At 67.7% G+C, this 14,146-nt stretch carries 14 protein-coding genes; 6 read left to right on the forward strand and 8 right to left on the reverse strand.

Annotation, left to right across the window (positions count from 1 at the left end):
• Positions 1 to 132: 132 nt before the first annotated feature.
• The 4 genes from APT59_RS01535 to APT59_RS01550 all read right to left on the reverse strand — a co-directional run bounded on the left by APT59_RS01535 (position 133) and on the right by APT59_RS01550 (position 2,863).
• The gene (locus APT59_RS01535) at positions 133 to 960 is read right to left on the reverse strand and encodes an AraC family transcriptional regulator (protein WP_059313246.1); all 828 of its coding nucleotides are present in this window, start codon (positions 958 to 960) and stop codon (positions 133 to 135) included.
• Between the two features lie 62 nt (positions 961 to 1,022).
• Entirely contained in the window at positions 1,023 to 1,334 is a 312-nt protein-coding gene (locus APT59_RS01540; protein ID WP_059313247.1) for an AzlD domain-containing protein, read from the reverse strand.
• Entirely contained in the window at positions 1,331 to 2,023 is a 693-nt protein-coding gene (locus APT59_RS01545; RefSeq protein ID WP_059313248.1) for an AzlC family ABC transporter permease, read from the reverse strand. Before APT59_RS01545 ends, APT59_RS01540 begins: the two co-directional genes overlap by 4 nt.
• Before the next feature lie 81 nt (positions 2,024 to 2,104).
• Positions 2,105 to 2,863, reverse strand: a complete 759-nt coding sequence (locus APT59_RS01550; protein WP_059316802.1) for a ParA family protein — start codon at positions 2,861 to 2,863, stop codon at positions 2,105 to 2,107.
• A gap of 229 nt (positions 2,864 to 3,092) precedes the next feature.
• Between APT59_RS01550 and APT59_RS01555 the strand changes: the two genes are divergently transcribed.
• Both APT59_RS01555 and APT59_RS01560 read left to right on the forward strand, forming a co-directional pair.
• Positions 3,093 to 3,887: an OBAP family protein gene (locus APT59_RS01555; protein ID WP_059313249.1), complete on the forward strand. Its 795-nt coding sequence runs from the start codon at positions 3,093 to 3,095 to the stop codon at positions 3,885 to 3,887.
• A gap of 42 nt (positions 3,888 to 3,929) precedes the next feature.
• A complete protein-coding gene (locus APT59_RS01560) occupies positions 3,930 to 4,484 on the forward strand; it encodes a GNAT family N-acetyltransferase (protein WP_059313250.1) in 555 nt (184 codons plus the stop codon).
• Here APT59_RS01560 and APT59_RS01565 read toward each other — a convergent pair.
• Both APT59_RS01565 and APT59_RS01570 read right to left on the reverse strand, forming a co-directional pair.
• Positions 4,481 to 5,530: a double zinc ribbon domain-containing protein gene (locus APT59_RS01565; RefSeq protein ID WP_059313251.1), complete on the reverse strand. Its 1,050-nt coding sequence runs from the start codon at positions 5,528 to 5,530 to the stop codon at positions 4,481 to 4,483. The two genes, APT59_RS01560 and APT59_RS01565, sit on opposite strands and share 4 nt — an antisense overlap.
• Positions 5,531 to 5,584: 54 nt before the next feature.
• Complete coding sequence (locus APT59_RS01570) at positions 5,585 to 6,430, reverse strand: hypothetical protein (RefSeq protein WP_059313252.1); 846 nt, start codon at positions 6,428 to 6,430, stop codon at positions 5,585 to 5,587.
• A gap of 127 nt (positions 6,431 to 6,557) precedes the next feature.
• On the opposite strand from APT59_RS01570, the gene APT59_RS01575 reads away from it, so the two are divergent.
• A complete protein-coding gene (locus tag APT59_RS01575) occupies positions 6,558 to 7,247 on the forward strand; it encodes a YoaK family protein (protein ID WP_059313253.1) in 690 nt (229 codons plus the stop codon).
• Positions 7,244 to 8,875, forward strand: coding sequence for a hybrid sensor histidine kinase/response regulator (locus APT59_RS01580; RefSeq protein ID WP_059313254.1), 1,632 nt, complete (start codon positions 7,244 to 7,246; stop codon positions 8,873 to 8,875). The genes APT59_RS01575 and APT59_RS01580 overlap by 4 nt, the downstream gene beginning before the upstream one ends.
• Here the strand turns inward: APT59_RS01580 and APT59_RS01585 are convergent.
• Positions 8,868 to 9,509 carry a LuxR C-terminal-related transcriptional regulator gene (locus APT59_RS01585; protein ID WP_059313255.1) on the reverse strand — a complete coding sequence of 214 codons (642 nt, stop codon included), beginning with the start codon at positions 9,507 to 9,509 and terminating at the stop codon, positions 8,868 to 8,870. The two genes, APT59_RS01580 and APT59_RS01585, sit on opposite strands and share 8 nt — an antisense overlap.
• A gap of 57 nt (positions 9,510 to 9,566) precedes the next feature.
• On the reverse strand, positions 9,567 to 10,955 hold the full coding sequence (locus APT59_RS01590; RefSeq protein ID WP_059313256.1) for a NorM family multidrug efflux MATE transporter: 1,389 nt from the start codon (positions 10,953 to 10,955) through the stop codon (positions 9,567 to 9,569).
• A gap of 114 nt (positions 10,956 to 11,069) precedes the next feature.
• Here APT59_RS01590 and APT59_RS01595 point away from each other — a divergent pair, with 114 nt between their 5' ends.
• Both APT59_RS01595 and APT59_RS01600 read left to right on the forward strand, forming a co-directional pair.
• The gene (locus tag APT59_RS01595) at positions 11,070 to 11,999 is read left to right on the forward strand and encodes a LysR substrate-binding domain-containing protein (RefSeq protein ID WP_059313257.1); all 930 of its coding nucleotides are present in this window, start codon (positions 11,070 to 11,072) and stop codon (positions 11,997 to 11,999) included.
• A gap of 160 nt (positions 12,000 to 12,159) precedes the next feature.
• Entirely contained in the window at positions 12,160 to 14,130 is a 1,971-nt protein-coding gene (locus APT59_RS01600; protein WP_059313258.1) for a methyl-accepting chemotaxis protein, read from the forward strand.
• Positions 14,131 to 14,146: the final 16 nt, after the last annotated feature.

Here is a 14,146-nt window from a genome sequence, read left to right on the forward strand (position 1 = left end):
GTCCGGCGCTCATCCTGACTAGGCCCGGTCAAGCGTTGAAAAGTTCTTCCCGGTTGGTGTGGCCCTGATAGCGTTGCCGCTTGCCAGGCTCTGGCACAGGGTTCTGCACGGGAAGACCGTTCGTCGAGGTGGCTAGGTGTGCCAGGCGCGGCGATAGGCGCCTGGGGCTACGCCATAGGCCTGCTTGAACTGGCGAGTGAGGTGGCTCTGGTCGGCGAAGCCCAGCTGCAGGGCCACGTCCAGGGGCGCCCAGCCGGCGCGCAGCAGCCCCTGGGCGCGGGTCAGGCGTTGTTGCTTGAGCCAGGCGTGGGGCGGCAGACCAGTCGCGCGGCGGAATACCCGCAGGAAGTGAAAGGGTGACAGCCCCACGGCCTGGGCCAGTTCTTCGAGACTCGGTGGTTGTTGCAGGCGCTGGCCGAGCAGCTCCCGGGCGCGTCGTACCGCCAGGGGTTCACGGCCCGGCTCGGTGAGGGCGCCCAGGCGGGCATGACGCCCGAACAGCAACAACAGGGCTTCGCGCCAGGCGGTCTGCTGCTCCAGGGCCTCGGCACCCTGGTCGGCCAGCCGATGCAGCTGGCTGAAGGCCGCGCTCACCTGGGCATCCTGCAACACGCTGGTGGTGAAGGCCGGGACAGCGTCGAGCGGGCGTCCCAGTTCGGTGAAGACCGGTGCCAGTTGCGCCAGCGTCGGATAGAAGCCGCGGTACTGCCAGCCTTCCTCGACCGCCGTGGCGCCGGTGTGCAGTTCGTCCGGGTTAATAAGCACCATGCTGCCCGCCGCCGCCAGGTGCTCGGCGCCCCGATGCCGAAAGCGCTGGGCGCCGCGCTCGATCACGGTGAACACATAGCCTTCGTGCACGTGGGGAGCGAAACGCTGCCGGCGATACCTGGCGTGCAGCAACTCGACGCCGCCCAGGCCGCGGGCCGACCAGAGACGGGCGCTTTCCTGTGGTTCCTTCATGACGCTCTCGTGGTCCGACCGAACAGCAGGCTTGGTCTCACCTTAGCAAAACTCGGCCGTGCCTAGAGCAGCCAGCGCAGCACATAGAACACCCCCATGCTGAGCACCACCGTGGTCAGCACCCGCGGCGTCCACAGCATCAGTCCTACCGCGGCCAGACCTGCCAGCAGATAGGGATCAATCAAGGTGGCCGCCAGGGATTTCTCTCCAGCGAACAGGATAGGGCCGCAGATGGCGGTGAGCATTCCCGGGACGGCGAATTCGAGAAAGGTGCGCAGATTGCGTCCCAGGCGCAGCGGCAGGCGCGGTTCGAGAAAGAGATAGCGATTGAAGAACACCAGGGCGGCCATGCCGAGCAGGGTGGCGAGAATCATGACTGTCGCTCCCGCAGGCGACGCACCCCGAAGCCCACGCACATGCCGGCCAGCCCGCCCAGCACCAGGGCGCCCTGCCATTGCAGGTGATGCAGCCAGACCGAAACCAGCAGCGCGGTGAGCACGCAGGCGACCGTGGCCAGATCCCGCACCAGCGGCACCACCAGGGCGATGAAGGTGGCGGCGATGGAGAAGTCCAGGCCCAGGGCGCCCAGATTGGGCAGCACCCGCCCCAGCAGCAGGCCGGCCAGGGTGAAGAGATTCCACAGCAGGTAGAAGCTCAACCCCATGCCCAGGGCGCGCCAGCGGTCGAAGCCCGCCGGTTGTTCGGCATGGTTCAGGGCGAAGAACTCGTCGGTGAGCAGAAAGCCGAAGCCCAGCCGCCAGGGCAGCGGCTGGGGCGCCAGTACCCGGCGCATGTGCAGGCCATAGAGCAGGTGCTGGGAGGTCAGCAGTAGGGTGGTCAGCAGGATGGCGGCCAGGCCCGCGCCGGCCTTGAGCATGCCCAGGGCCACGAGTTGGGCCGCACCGGCGAACACCAGCAGGGAGAAGGCCTGGCCCTCCAGCACGCTGAGGCCGGTCTCGATGGCCAGGGCGCCGACCAGGATGCCCCAGGGGGCGCAGGCCAGCGACAGCGGCATGCTCTGCCAGGCGCCCTGGAGAAAGGCGCGGCGGCGGGAAGCGGTCATCGGCAAGCTCCGGAGGGCAGGGGATACCCAGGATGCCGTGCCGCGTCGCTGCCGTCTTGAACGTTCTTGCGCTAGGTAGCCCTAGTCTTCCAGCAGGGCGAACAGCTCCAGGTACTGCCGGGTCAGCTTGTGGCTGGGGTCCAGGTGGATCAGCGGGCGGTGTTGCTGGTGGGATTCGCGCATCTTCACCGAGGCCATCAGCGGCGCCGCCAGCACCGGCAGGTCGCGCGCCTGGAGTTCCTCGATCAGCTGGCGCGGGGTACTGGCCTGGGCGTGGTACTGGTTGATGACGATGCCCTCGACCACAAGCTTTTCGTTGTAGTCCTCGCGGATCTCGTCCAGCTCCTCGATCAGGTCGTACAGCGCCTGCTGGGCGAAGACATCGCAGTCGAAGGGGATCAGGCAGCGGTCGGCCGCGATCAGTGCCGAGATGCTGTAGAAGTTCAGCGCCGGCGGGGTATCCAGGTAGATGCGGTCATAGTCTTCGCCGAGCTTGTCGAGGTACTTGGCGAGCTTCTGGATCTTGTACTTGGATTCGAGCTTGAACTGCAGCTCGGTCAGCTCGCCGGAGGCGGCGATCAGATCCAGATTCGGCCAGGCCGTGGCATGGATGTTGGCCTGGGCCTTCTTGCCGCCGCTCAGGGTCTGCTTGAAGAAGTCGGCGATGCCATGGGGCAGGTCGTCGCCCACCAGGCCGGTGAGGTACTGGCTGGAGTTGGCCTGGGGATCGAGGTCCACCAGCAGGGTGCGATAGCCCTCGTGGGCGCTGATGGCCGCCAGGTTGCAGGCGATGCTGGACTTGCCGACACCGCCCTTCTTGTTGAAGACCACGCGGCGCAGGGCATGACCAGAGGGAGAGCTGTGTGCGTTCATTGAGTCGTCCCGACAGAAATGGAAAGCCAGAGGCACAAGGCCCGATCGACCGTTTCGCTTATACCGAAACGCCACGCTCGGACGATGACGAATTTATGGCCATTGCATGACAGCTGTATGACGAGACTAGCGCAACGGTGGAACCTTGGCGCCTGCTCACCCTTCGAACTCGGCAAGCTCCCGCCGAGAATCCACCATGAATACCCGTCGACTTTCCGCCTTGCTGCTGCTCGCCTGTGCTCCCTTGGCCCAGGCCGCCAACGACACCCAGTCGCCGGTACCGGTACCGGGTGCCCCTGCCCAGACCGATACCCGGGTGCTCGAAGCCGGCGCCGATGTATTGCAGCGCAAGCCACCCATCGCCGCCCTCAACACCTACCTGGACGGCTTCCATTTCTACAATGGCCATCCCCATGGTCAGATGGAAGCCCACCACTATTGCAGCGTCCTGGGCGAGGAGATGTTCCAGTGCGTGATCTACGACGGCAACGTGGCCGACGCCAAGTTGATGGGCGTGGAGTACATCATCAGCGAGCGGCTGTTCAAGACCCTGCCCGAAGCCGAGAAGGCGCTCTGGCACAGTCACGTACACGAGGTGAAATCCGGCCAGCTGATCGCCCCCGGCGTCCCTCAGGTGGCCGAGCACCGACTGATGGACAAGCTGGTGCACACCTATGGCAAGACCTGGCACACTTGGCATACCGACCAGGACCTGAAGCTGCCCCTGGGCGTCCCCCAGCTGATGATGGGCTTCACCGCCGACGGCCAGCTCGATCCCAAGCTGCTCGCCGAGCGTGATCGCCGCCTGGGTGTCTCCAGCGGCGAAACCAAGGCCGCCCGCACCGACCTGCCGACGCCCGCGGTCGCCCCCGGCGCCGACGCCTGGCAGCAGGGCAAGGTCATCCAGCTGCAGGACCCCACCGGCCAGCTGCATGACCACGACAGCGAGCACACCGAGAAGGGCGTCAACGCCAGCTCGAACAAGCCCTGAGGGTAGGTTAGGCTCCGGTCAGGAACCCGACTGGAGCCCACCATGCCGTTGCCCGTGCTGCAGACGCCCCGCCTGCTGCTACGTCCCCTGCAGTTGGGGGATGCTGAGGCGATCCAGCGGATCTTTCCGCAGTGGGAGATCGTGCGGTACATGGCCGCTCATATTCCCTGGCCCTATCCGGAAGACGGCGCTCGGCGTTTCTTGCAGGACATCGCCTTGCCAGCCATGGCGCGGGGTATTGAATGGCACTGGTCGCTGCGCCTGCGCAGCGACCCAGAGGTGCTGATCGGCGTCATCAGCCTGCATGACAAGCCCGATAACAATCGGGGTTTCTGGCTTTCCCCGGCTTTTTGGCGCCAGGGACTCATGGGCGAGGCCTGCGCGGCGGTGAATACCTTCTGGTTCGAGGACCTGCGGCGCCCGTGCATGCGTGTACCCAAGGCAGCCTTGAACGAGGGGTCGCGGCGTCTGTCGCAGCGCGAGGGGATGTGCCTCATCGCACAAGGCGAATCCGACTACGTCTGCGGCAAATTACCCTCAGAGTTATGGGCGCTGAGTCGGGAAGCCTGGCGGCTGACCTACAAGGACCATGCCTAGGCGCCTTGAACGCGTTGCGCGGCCGCCCCACAGCGCTGGCAGAAGCGCGCGAAGGCACTCTTGCGCGCCTGGCAGCCCTGGCAGTGGTCGTGTAGCCCGATGCCACAATGGGGGCAGAAGTCGAGGCTGGCGTCCTTGAGCTCCACCGGTCGCTCGCAGCCCGGACAGACGCCCTTGGCCAGGCGCGCCAGGGCGGTGTCGTAGTGCAGCTCCTCGCGCCGTACCGTGTCGGGTTGGGCTTCCTTGAGGGCCAGGCGAGCGCGATAGTCCTGCAGGGAGCGGATGGCATGGCGTCCACCCAGCACGGTAAGCAGGATCCCGACCAGATAGCGCACATAGCCGCCATAGCTGGGCAGATAGGGCACCAGCTCGACGAAGAAGGCGAACAGTGCGAAGAAGATGAAGCCCCAGACGAAGGGCCACCAGGTGCTCTGGCGCTGCTTCACGAACAGCCAGGCGGCGACGGCCAGCAAGGGTAGTGTCAGCGCCAGGCGATAGAGGAAGACCCGCAACTCGGCCTGCCGTTGGGCATCGAGCCAGGCCTCCTGGGCCGTGTCGCTCAGCTCGGTCAGGCTGCGCGCGGCGGCAGCCGAGCGCTGTTCGGCGGCGAGCAGGGTCTGCTGCTGGCGTTCGACCTCCTGTTCGGCCCCGCGCTCGCCGGCCTTGAGGTCGTCCAGCGCGCGACTGCGGGCGATCAGTTCGCCATCCTGCTCGGGACGCTGGGTGGTCTGGCGGGTGGCCAACCAGTTGTCGAAGGTCTCGCGATTGGCCTGGTAGCTGCGCGCCGCGGCTGCTTGCTGCAGCTGGGCCTGGTCGAGGGCGTCCTGGGCGTCGCGCCTGGCCCGATTGGCCTGGCGCTGGACGTCACGCGCCGCGGCGGTGGCGACCGGGTCCATGAAGTCTTCCAGACTCTGCTGGCGTTCCACCTGGGGCAGGTCGCCGACCAGGGTGCCACCCAGACCGATCAGAAAGCTGGCGAACACCAGCGCCAACAGCCAGAGGCCGCGGTTGAACCATTTTTCCGATAGCCGCAGCGATTTGCCCATGGATCCCTCCTGGTCGAAAGAAGGCTCAGCTTAGCCGTTCCCTGAGCGATCCGCTCAGGCCAGCTTGATCGCTACCACGCCGGCGACGATGGCCAGGCCGGCGCAGATTCGCCCCAGCGGTAGCGTCTCGTGCAGCCAGAAGACCCCGATCAGCAGGGCGAAGAGCACGCTGGTCTCGCGCAGCGCCGAGACCAGGCCGATGGGCGCCTGGGTGGTGGCGACGATCACCAGGCTGTAGGCCAGCATCGACATCACTCCGCCCGCCAGGCCGGCGCGCCAGTGCGGGCCGAGACCGGCAAAGGCCGTCGCGCCGCGGGTCAGCCGCAGCACCAGGGCCGCTACCACGCCGTTCACCGCGAACAGCCAGAGGGCATAGGCCACGGCGTTGCCGCTGGCCCGCGCGCCGAGGGCATCGGCCAGGGTGTAGGCGGCGATGAAGGTGCCGGTGGTGAAGGCGCACACCAGCAGCGCCAGGCTGGGCGGCGTGCCGCGCCGGGCGCCGAGCAGCGCCATCAGCGCCAGGCCGGTCACCAGCAGGCCCAGGCCGAGCAGGGCCGGTGGCGAAAGCACTTCGCCCAGGGCGAGAAAGGCTACCGCGCTGACCAGCAGCGGCGCGCTGCCGCGCGAGAGGGGATAGACCTGGCCCAGGTCGCCATAGCGATAGGCGCGGGCGAGAAAGGCGTTGTAGCCGATGTGCAGCAGGACGGAGAGGGCGATCCAGGGCCAGGCGGCCGCTGGGGGCAGGGCGACGAAGGGCAGCGCCAGCAGCGCGGCGAGGCCGGCGCCGATCTGGATCAGGCTGGCGGTGAGAAAGCGGTCGAGGCCGATCTTGAGCAGGGCATTCCAGCCGGCGTGCAGCAGGGCGGCGAGCAGTACCAGGGCGAACAGGGGCGTGGTCACGAGGCCTCCGGCCAGGCGGGTCCATCAGTCTAGCCCAGGGCGCCTTCCGAGGCGTTGCCCATGGCGTCAGGCCGTTGTACGCCGCACACTGGCAGCCGTCCCTTCTCGTCCGGCCAGGATGGCTGCCATGACTTCCTCTTCTTCCGTTCCGCCGGCCATGCCGCCCGCCACCCCGCGCCACGGTGCGGTCGGTCTGGCACTGGTCGCCGGACTGTCGCTGCTGGCCGGCATGACCGACGCCATCGGCTTTCTCGCCACCGGCGATTTCGTTTCCTTCATGAGCGGTAATACCACCCGTCTAGCGGCCGACGTGGCCGCCGCCCGCTGGGCCGCCGCGGCGCACCTGGCGCTGGCCATCGGCACCTTCGTGCTGGGCAATGCCGGCGGCGTGCTGCTGCAGCGCCTGACCCGGCAACGGGCCTGCCTGCTGCTCGGGCTGCTGGCCCTGCTGCTGGTGCTGGCGGCCGGCCTGCCCGCCGGGCGCCTGGCACTGTTGACCGGGGTATTCGCCATGGGCATGGTCAATGCCGTGGTGGAGCAGGTCTATGGCCTGCCCATCGGCCTTACCTATGTCACCGGCGCCCTGTCGCGTTTCGGGCGTGGTCTGGGGCACTGGCTGCTGGGTGAACGTCGCCGCGGCTGGGGCATCCAGTTGGTGCCCTGGCTGGGCATGCTGCTTGGCGGAGTGCTGGGTGCTGCCCTGGAAGCACGGCTGGGCCTGGCGGCCTGGTACGCCAGCGCCGCCCTGGCGGCGGCGTTGGCAATGGTGTTCCGTCTGGTGCCGCGGGCCTGGCAGCTGGGGTATCTGGCGTCATGAGCGAAGCACCGCAAGGCCTGGGTGTCGGCGCCCGCGATCCCGAGCTGGGGCAGACCAAGGTCCGCCTGGCCTTCATCCTGCCGGCCTCGGCCTACATCGTTGGCGCCTGGGCCTGGGGGCTGTTCGGCGATGCCATCCTGCTGGCCAACCTGGTGTGCTACGGCCTGTTTTCCCTGGTGGCCCTCGGACTGTTCTTCGAGGTGCGCCGTCGGCCTGGGGTGAAGCCGTGGCGACGCTTCCTGGCCATGTGCCTGGACTTCAGCGCCATCACCTTTTCCTCCATCACCAGCGGCGAGGCCTTGATGCCGCTGTTCGGCGTGCTGCTCTGGGTCACCGTAGGCAACGGCCTGCGCTATGGCCGTGGCTACCTGCTGCTGGCGACCGGACTGTCGCTGACCGCCCTGAGCGCCATCATCGCCGAGATGCCCTTCCTGCAGCGCTATCCCACGGTTGCCCTGATGATGCTGGTGACCGCGCTGCTGGTACCCGGCTACGTCTATTTCCTGCTGACCCGCATCCAGGATTCGCTGCGCGAGACCCAGGCGGCCAACCTGGCCAAGGCGCGCTTCCTGGCCCAGGCCAGCCATGACCTGCGCCAGCCGATCCACTCCATCGGCCTGTTCACCGCCTGCCTGCGCGACGGCCAGCTGAGCGCGGACCAGGTGCGGCTGGTGGACAACATCGACCGCTCCCTGCTGGGCGTCGAGCAGCTGTTTCGCTCGTTGCTGGACATCTACACCCTGGATCAGAAGCAGGTCAGCCCCCGGCGCACGGTGGTCGACCTGGATACTCTGTTCAACGACCTGATCCGGCAGAACGCCGAGGCCGCGCGCTGGGCCGGGGTGGAGGTCCGCTGGCGCCCCTGCCGGCTGCAGGTCTACAGCGATCCGGCACTGCTGCTCACCTCGCTGCAGAACCTGCTGTCCAACGCCCTCAAGTACGCCCCGGGACGACCGCTGCTACTGGCAGTGCGGCGGCGCCAGGGCCGGCTCGCCCTGGTAGTGTACGACCAGGGTCCGGGCATCGCTGCCGAGCACCTGCCGCATCTGTGCGAGGAGTTCTATCGGGTACGGGAGGCGCGGGATCGCGACATCGAAGGGGTCGGCCTGGGGCTGTCCATCGTGCAGCGCATCGCCCGGCTGCTCGATCTGGAACTGCGCATCCGCTCACGGCCCGGCCATGGCACCGCGGTCAGCCTGCAGGGCCTGCCGCTGGCCGCCGTACCGCCGGAGCCCCGGGTGCGGGCGGGGAGCGGACCCCAGCACCTGCTCGCCGGCTGGCGGGTGCTGCTCATCGAAGACGACGCCAACGTCCTGCTCGCCACCGCGACGCTATTGCGCAGCTGGGGCTGCGAGGTCACGACGGCCACCAGCATTCCCACCAACGCGGTGGCCTGCGATCTGGTGATCACCGATTTCGATCTCGATCGCAGCGCCTCGGGCGCCGACTGCATCGCCTATCTCAATCGTTTGCAGGGACGGCGTATTCCGGCCGTCGTGGTGACCGGGCACGACATCCCCCAGGTCCAGCAGGCGTTGGGCGATCCCGAGATTCCAGTGCTGGCCAAGCCGGTGCGGCCGGCGGAATTGCGTGCCCTGCTGCTGGCCTTTCGCGTCGCCGCTAGCTGAGCGAGCGCTGGGCGCCGAGGCCGGCCTTGGCGCCAAAGGCGGCCGCGGCGGCACGGGTGCCAACGCCCAGGGTACGCAGCAGCGCGGATACGTGGATACGCACGGTAAAGGGCGAGATGGTCAGGATCCGCGCGATTTCCTTGTTGCTCAGGCCCTGGGTGATCAGACCCAGCACCTCCAGCTGCCTGGGCGTCAGCGCCTGCACCCGGTGGTCGGGGGCCAGAGCCGTCGGCGCCAGGGTCGCCGTGGCGTAGCGCACCACGGGTTGCCCGGCCAGGCAGTCGGCGATGGCGGCGGCCATGGCGGCCGGGGGCAGGGCCTTGCCGATGAAGCCATCCACGCCGGCGGCCAGGATGTGCTCGATCACGGTGGCGTCTTCGAGCATCGAGACCACGATCAGGGTACTGCGCTTGAATTCCTGGCGCAGGGCGCGCAGTGAAAAGCTCAGGTCCTGACCGGGGTAGAGCAGGTCCAGCAGCAGGCCGGTGGGCGGCTCGCCCTGGCGCGCCAGGTCCAGCACCTGCTGCAGGCTGTCGGCCTGTTCCACCTGCGCGTCGGGCTGCAACTGGCGCAGGATGCGGACCAGGCCTTCGCGAAACAGGGGGTGATCGTCGGCGACGATGAAACGTTGCATCTGTGGCTATCCTGGGGCCTAGGACACCGGTCGCAACCCCGGGGCGGCCCAAAACTTTTAGTCTAGCGCAGCGGCGGAGGGTGGACCATTGGTAATACTCCCGGCCGTGCCCAGCTGCCGCCGCATCAGCCACTCGAAGGCACCGGTCAGCAGCACGGCCGCGCAAGCCAGGCCCAGCGCCAGCCCCCACCAGACCCCGTGCGGACCGAAGCCTGCATGCACCCCCAGCAGCCAGGCGCTGCTGGCCCCGATCAGGCAATAGCAGAGCAGGCCGCCGTAGAAGCCAAGACGCGCCTGGCGGATGCCACGCAAGGCGCCCTGGGCGATGCTCTGGGTGCCGTCGAAGATGACGAACAGCGCGGCGATCAACACCAGCTGGCGTGCCAGCTCCGTGACCGGACTACGCTCGTCTGGCAGAAACAACCCCACCAGCCAGCCAGGAAAGCACCAGAACAGCAGGGCGATGCCCAGCATCACCAGAGCCCCGCCGCCGATGGCCAGCCGCCCGACCAGCAGCGCCTCGCGTGGCCGTCCGGCACCCTGGTGCTGGCCGATGCGGATGCTGGTGGCATAGGACAGCCCCGCCGGCAGCATGAACACCAGATACACCAGCTGGTTGGCGATCTGGTTGGCCGCCAGGGCCGTGGTGCCCAGGGCGCCCATGCACAGCGCCGCCGCGAGAAACAGGCAGGCTTCCACCGCATAGGTGCCGCTGATCGCCAGCCCCTGGCCAAGGGTGTCGGCCAGGGCGCGACGGTCCGGCCGGCGCAGATAGCGACGCAGGGGATAGGGGGCATAGGCCGGATGACGACTGATATACAGCGCCAGGCCCAGGGCCGCGCCGTTCATCACCACGGCGGTCACCGCGCCGACGCCTGGCAACCCGGGTTGCGGCAGGCCGCCCCAGCCGTGCAGCAGGGCCAGATTGAGCAGGGCATTGAGCACCGCCGCGCCCAGCACGATGGTCAGGACCGGTCCGGGGCGCTCCAGGGCGCTGGTGAAGCCGCGCAGAGTCATAAACAGCAGGTGGCCGGGCAGGGCGAAGGCCAGGCAGCGCAGGAACACCCCCGCGGCCTGGCGGCTTTCCTCCGGCTGGCCAGCCAGGGCCAGCAGCGGCTCGATGTGCCACAGCAGGGTGCCGGCCAGCAGCGCCAGCACCCCGGCGATCCAGATCCCCGCCGCGGTGACCGCCGCCACCCCTTCGGTATCCCCCGCCCCCCGGCGCAGGGCCGCCAGATTGGCCACCGCAGTGATCACCCCCACGCAGATCACCGAAACGAAAGAATAGACCGCTGCCCCCAGGCCACCGCCGGCCAGCGCCGCCGGCCCCAGGCGGCCCATCATCAGGGTGTCGGTGAAGACCATGGCGACATAGGCCAGCTGGGCACCGATCAAGGGCAGGGCGAGACGCAATAGCGCGAGCAATTCGTGACGCGGCAGAGACATGGGGCTCTCGCTGAACAGATGGCCAAGCGGCCGGGCTTTGACAAGAACTCATTGTTGGATCCTGCCGCGCCGCCCACAATCGGAAAATAGCCATGCCATCCATGAGTCTGAGTCATGCCTGAACACGCCTCGCGCCTGCCGCCCCTGTATGCCCTGCGCGCCTTCGAGGCTGCGGCGCGGCATGGCTCCTTCACCCGGGCTGCCGGGGAGTTGTCGCTCACCCAGAGCGCGGTCAGCCGCCATGTGCGAACCCTGGAAGAAACCTTTGGCTGTCGCCTGTTCGAGCGTGCCGGTCGCCAGCTGGTGCTGACCGAGGCCGGCAAGCTGCTGTTGCCCGGTCTGAGCGAAGGCTTCGAAGCCCTGGCGCGCGCGTGCGGCAATCTGGCCGTGGACGAAGGCACCCTGAGACTTAAGGCACCCACCACCCTGTCGTTGCGCTGGTTGCTGGCCCGGCTGGCGCGCTTTCGCCAGCTCAGTCCGCAACTCGACATCCAGCTCACCAGCGTCTGGATGGCCAGCGACCGGGTCGATTTCGTCCATGAACCCTTCGACTGTGCGGTGCTGCTGGGCGACGGTCGCTTTCCGGCCGACTGGGAGGTGGTACCGCTGTTCGAGGAGTGGCTGGTGCCGGTCTGCTCGCCGACCGCCGCCCGTAGCGGTGACTGGGATGTGGCGCGCCTGCAGCGGGAAGAACTGCTGCATCCCACTTTCGACCGCCGCGACTGGCGCCGCTGGCTGCAGGCCATGGGGTTGGCCCAGGTGGTGCCCCTGAGTGGCGGCCAGGTGTTCGATACCCTGGAGTTGGGCATGGCGGCTGCGGCGCGCGGCTACGGAGTCTCCATCGGCGATCTGGTGATGCTCGCCGAGGACGTGGCGGCCGGTCTCATCGCGCTGCCCTGGCCGGCAGCGGTAGCCAGCGGCGACGCCTACTACCTGGTCTGGCCACGTAATCGGCGGGGGCAGGCGCGCTTTCGCCAGCTGGGTGATTTCCTGCAGCAGGAAGTGGCATCCCAGAGCCTTCCAGAGGTCATTCGCCACAAATAAGGCGCCAGACATCTGTCATTCGCTTTAGTTCGTAACGCTACAGCCGATAAACTACCTGTTCATCGCTAAGAAGACCGTCATAGAGCGGTTCGTTTCTGATGTAGCCCTTGCCCTCAACTTTGTACTGCCCTACAGGGATGTAGGCGCTTTGGAGCACTCTATGGTCATTTCCCCACGTCGCAGTATCGCCCGACAACTTGCCTTGGCCCTCAGTCTGGTACTGGTTGTCGTCATTGCCGGCAGTTGCCTGTTCGCCCTCCACGCCCTCAGCCTGTCCATCGAAGACACCCAGCGCAAGCACCTGGGCAGTGAGGCCCGGCTGCTCTCCGATCAGCAGCAGACCTTCCTGGGCACCCTCAAGGTCAGTACCCAGCGTCTCGCCAATCTGTTCGAGCGCCGCTTCGATGGCGGCCTCTCCCGCAGCAGCGACCGCACCGTCGTCGCCGGCACCGACACCCCGGTGCTGCTCTACAAGGGCGCAGCCCTGAACAACGACTTCACCCAGGTCGATGACTTCACCCGTCTTACCGGCGGTACGGCCACCATCTTCGTCCGTGATGGTGACGATTTCATCCGCATCACCACTTCGCTGAAGAAGCAGGACGGCAGCCGCGCCATCGGCACCCGTCTGGACCGCAAGCATCCCGGCTACGCCGGCCTGCTCCAGGGCCAGACCTATGTCGGTCGCGCTCAGCTGTTCGGCCGCTCCTACATGACCCAGTACAGCCCGGTGCGCGATGCCCAGGGCCAGATCATCGCCGTGCTCTATGTGGGGTTCGACTACACCGACGCCCAGGCCCAGCAACTGGCTCAACTGACCCAGCTGCGCATCGGTGAGACCGGCTCCCTGGCCCTGCTCGACGAGCAGGGCAACTGGTTGGTTGCCCCGGCCAACGCCAAGAAGACCGACGAGTTGCTGGCCGAACTCAAGAAGGATCCCAAGCGGCATGAACACAGCTGGCAGGATGGCAACGAGGACTTCGTCAGCGTCAGCGCGGCGGTCGCCGGCGAAGGCTGGACCGTGGTCGCCACCTTGCCCAAGGCCGAGCTGGACGCTCCGGTGCACGCCGTCGGCCTGCGCCTGGCCATCGGCAGCCTGATCGCCCTGCTACTGGCCGTGGCCGCTTCGGTGCTGCTGCTGCGGCGCAAGCTCAGCCCGCTGGCACAGCTGGTGGAACGCGCCCAGGCCCTGGGTCGCGGTCAGCTCAGCGTACGCGTCGACGCCCGCAGCAACGACGAAATCGGCGAGCTCGCCCACAGCTTCAACCAGATGGCCGATGCGCTGGCGTCCACCGTCGAGCAGGTACGGGGTTCCTCGCGCGCGGTCACCGATCGCTCCCAGCAACTGAGCCAGCTCTCCGACCAGACCCTGCGTCGTTCCGCCGAGCAGTCCAGCCAGATCGACAGCATGGCCAGCGCCGTGGAGGAATTCAGCGCCACCGCCCAGAACATCGCCGACGGCATGCAGCGCACCGAGCGTCTGGTGCAGGAGAACGCCCAGCAGACCCGCACCGGCACCCAGGCCATGCAGGGCGCCTCGGGCGCGCTGGAGCAGATCGCCGACTCCCTGGCCAGCACGGCCGAGCTCATCAAGGGGCTGGATAATCGCTCCCAGCAGATTGGCGGCATCATCGGCGTCATCAGCGGGATCGCCGAGCAGACCAACCTGCTGGCGCTCAACGCGGCCATCGAAGCCGCCCGGGCCGGTGAGCAGGGCCGCGGCTTCGCCGTGGTCGCCGACGAGGTGCGCCAGCTGGCCGGTCGTACCAGCGAGGCCACCCGCGAGATCTCCCAGATGATCGGTGCGGTACAGGGCGAAACCCAGCGTGCCATGGGCGCCATCGATGAGGGCAACCGCCTCATGGAGCAGGGGCTGGCGCGCAACGCCGACGTCGCCCAGGCGCTACGCAGCATCGACCAGCAGGTCGCCGATGCGGTCGAGCAGTTCTCCGGTATCGCCCAGGCCACGGCCGAGCAGAGCACCACCGCCACGGCGCTGAGTCGCAACATCCAGGCCATCGCCGTGGACAACGCCGCCCAGCGCGATGCCGCCGAGGTGCTGGCCGGTACCGCGGGCGAACTGCGTCACCTGGCCGAGGAGCTGAGCGCCGAAGTGGGTCGTTTCAGCTAGTCAGACTGTTCTGGCG

The organism is Pseudomonas oryzihabitans (assembly GCF_001518815.1).
GTDB lineage: Bacteria > Pseudomonadota > Gammaproteobacteria > Pseudomonadales > Pseudomonadaceae > Chryseomonas > Chryseomonas oryzihabitans_E.

Coding starts and splice junctions, on each gene's coding strand:
- APT59_RS01540 (WP_059313247.1), bottom strand. CDS start 1,334: ATGATTCTCGCCACCCTGCTCGGCATGGCCGCCCTGGTGTTCTTCAAT.
- APT59_RS01600 (WP_059313258.1), top strand. CDS start 12,160: ATGGTCATTTCCCCACGTCGCAGTATCGCCCGACAACTTGCCTTGGCC.
- APT59_RS01575 (WP_059313253.1), top strand. CDS start 6,558: ATGACTTCCTCTTCTTCCGTTCCGCCGGCCATGCCGCCCGCCACCCCG.
- APT59_RS01555 (WP_059313249.1), top strand. CDS start 3,093: ATGAATACCCGTCGACTTTCCGCCTTGCTGCTGCTCGCCTGTGCTCCC.
- APT59_RS01580 (WP_059313254.1), top strand. CDS start 7,244: ATGAGCGAAGCACCGCAAGGCCTGGGTGTCGGCGCCCGCGATCCCGAG.
- APT59_RS01590 (WP_059313256.1), bottom strand. CDS start 10,955: ATGTCTCTGCCGCGTCACGAATTGCTCGCGCTATTGCGTCTCGCCCTG.
- APT59_RS01585 (WP_059313255.1), bottom strand. CDS start 9,509: ATGCAACGTTTCATCGTCGCCGACGATCACCCCCTGTTTCGCGAAGGC.
- APT59_RS01565 (WP_059313251.1), bottom strand. CDS start 5,530: ATGGGCAAATCGCTGCGGCTATCGGAAAAATGGTTCAACCGCGGCCTC.
- APT59_RS01595 (WP_059313257.1), top strand. CDS start 11,070: ATGCCTGAACACGCCTCGCGCCTGCCGCCCCTGTATGCCCTGCGCGCC.
- APT59_RS01545 (WP_059313248.1), bottom strand. CDS start 2,023: ATGACCGCTTCCCGCCGCCGCGCCTTTCTCCAGGGCGCCTGGCAGAGC.
- APT59_RS01560 (WP_059313250.1), top strand. CDS start 3,930: ATGCCGTTGCCCGTGCTGCAGACGCCCCGCCTGCTGCTACGTCCCCTG.
- APT59_RS01535 (WP_059313246.1), bottom strand. CDS start 960: ATGAAGGAACCACAGGAAAGCGCCCGTCTCTGGTCGGCCCGCGGCCTG.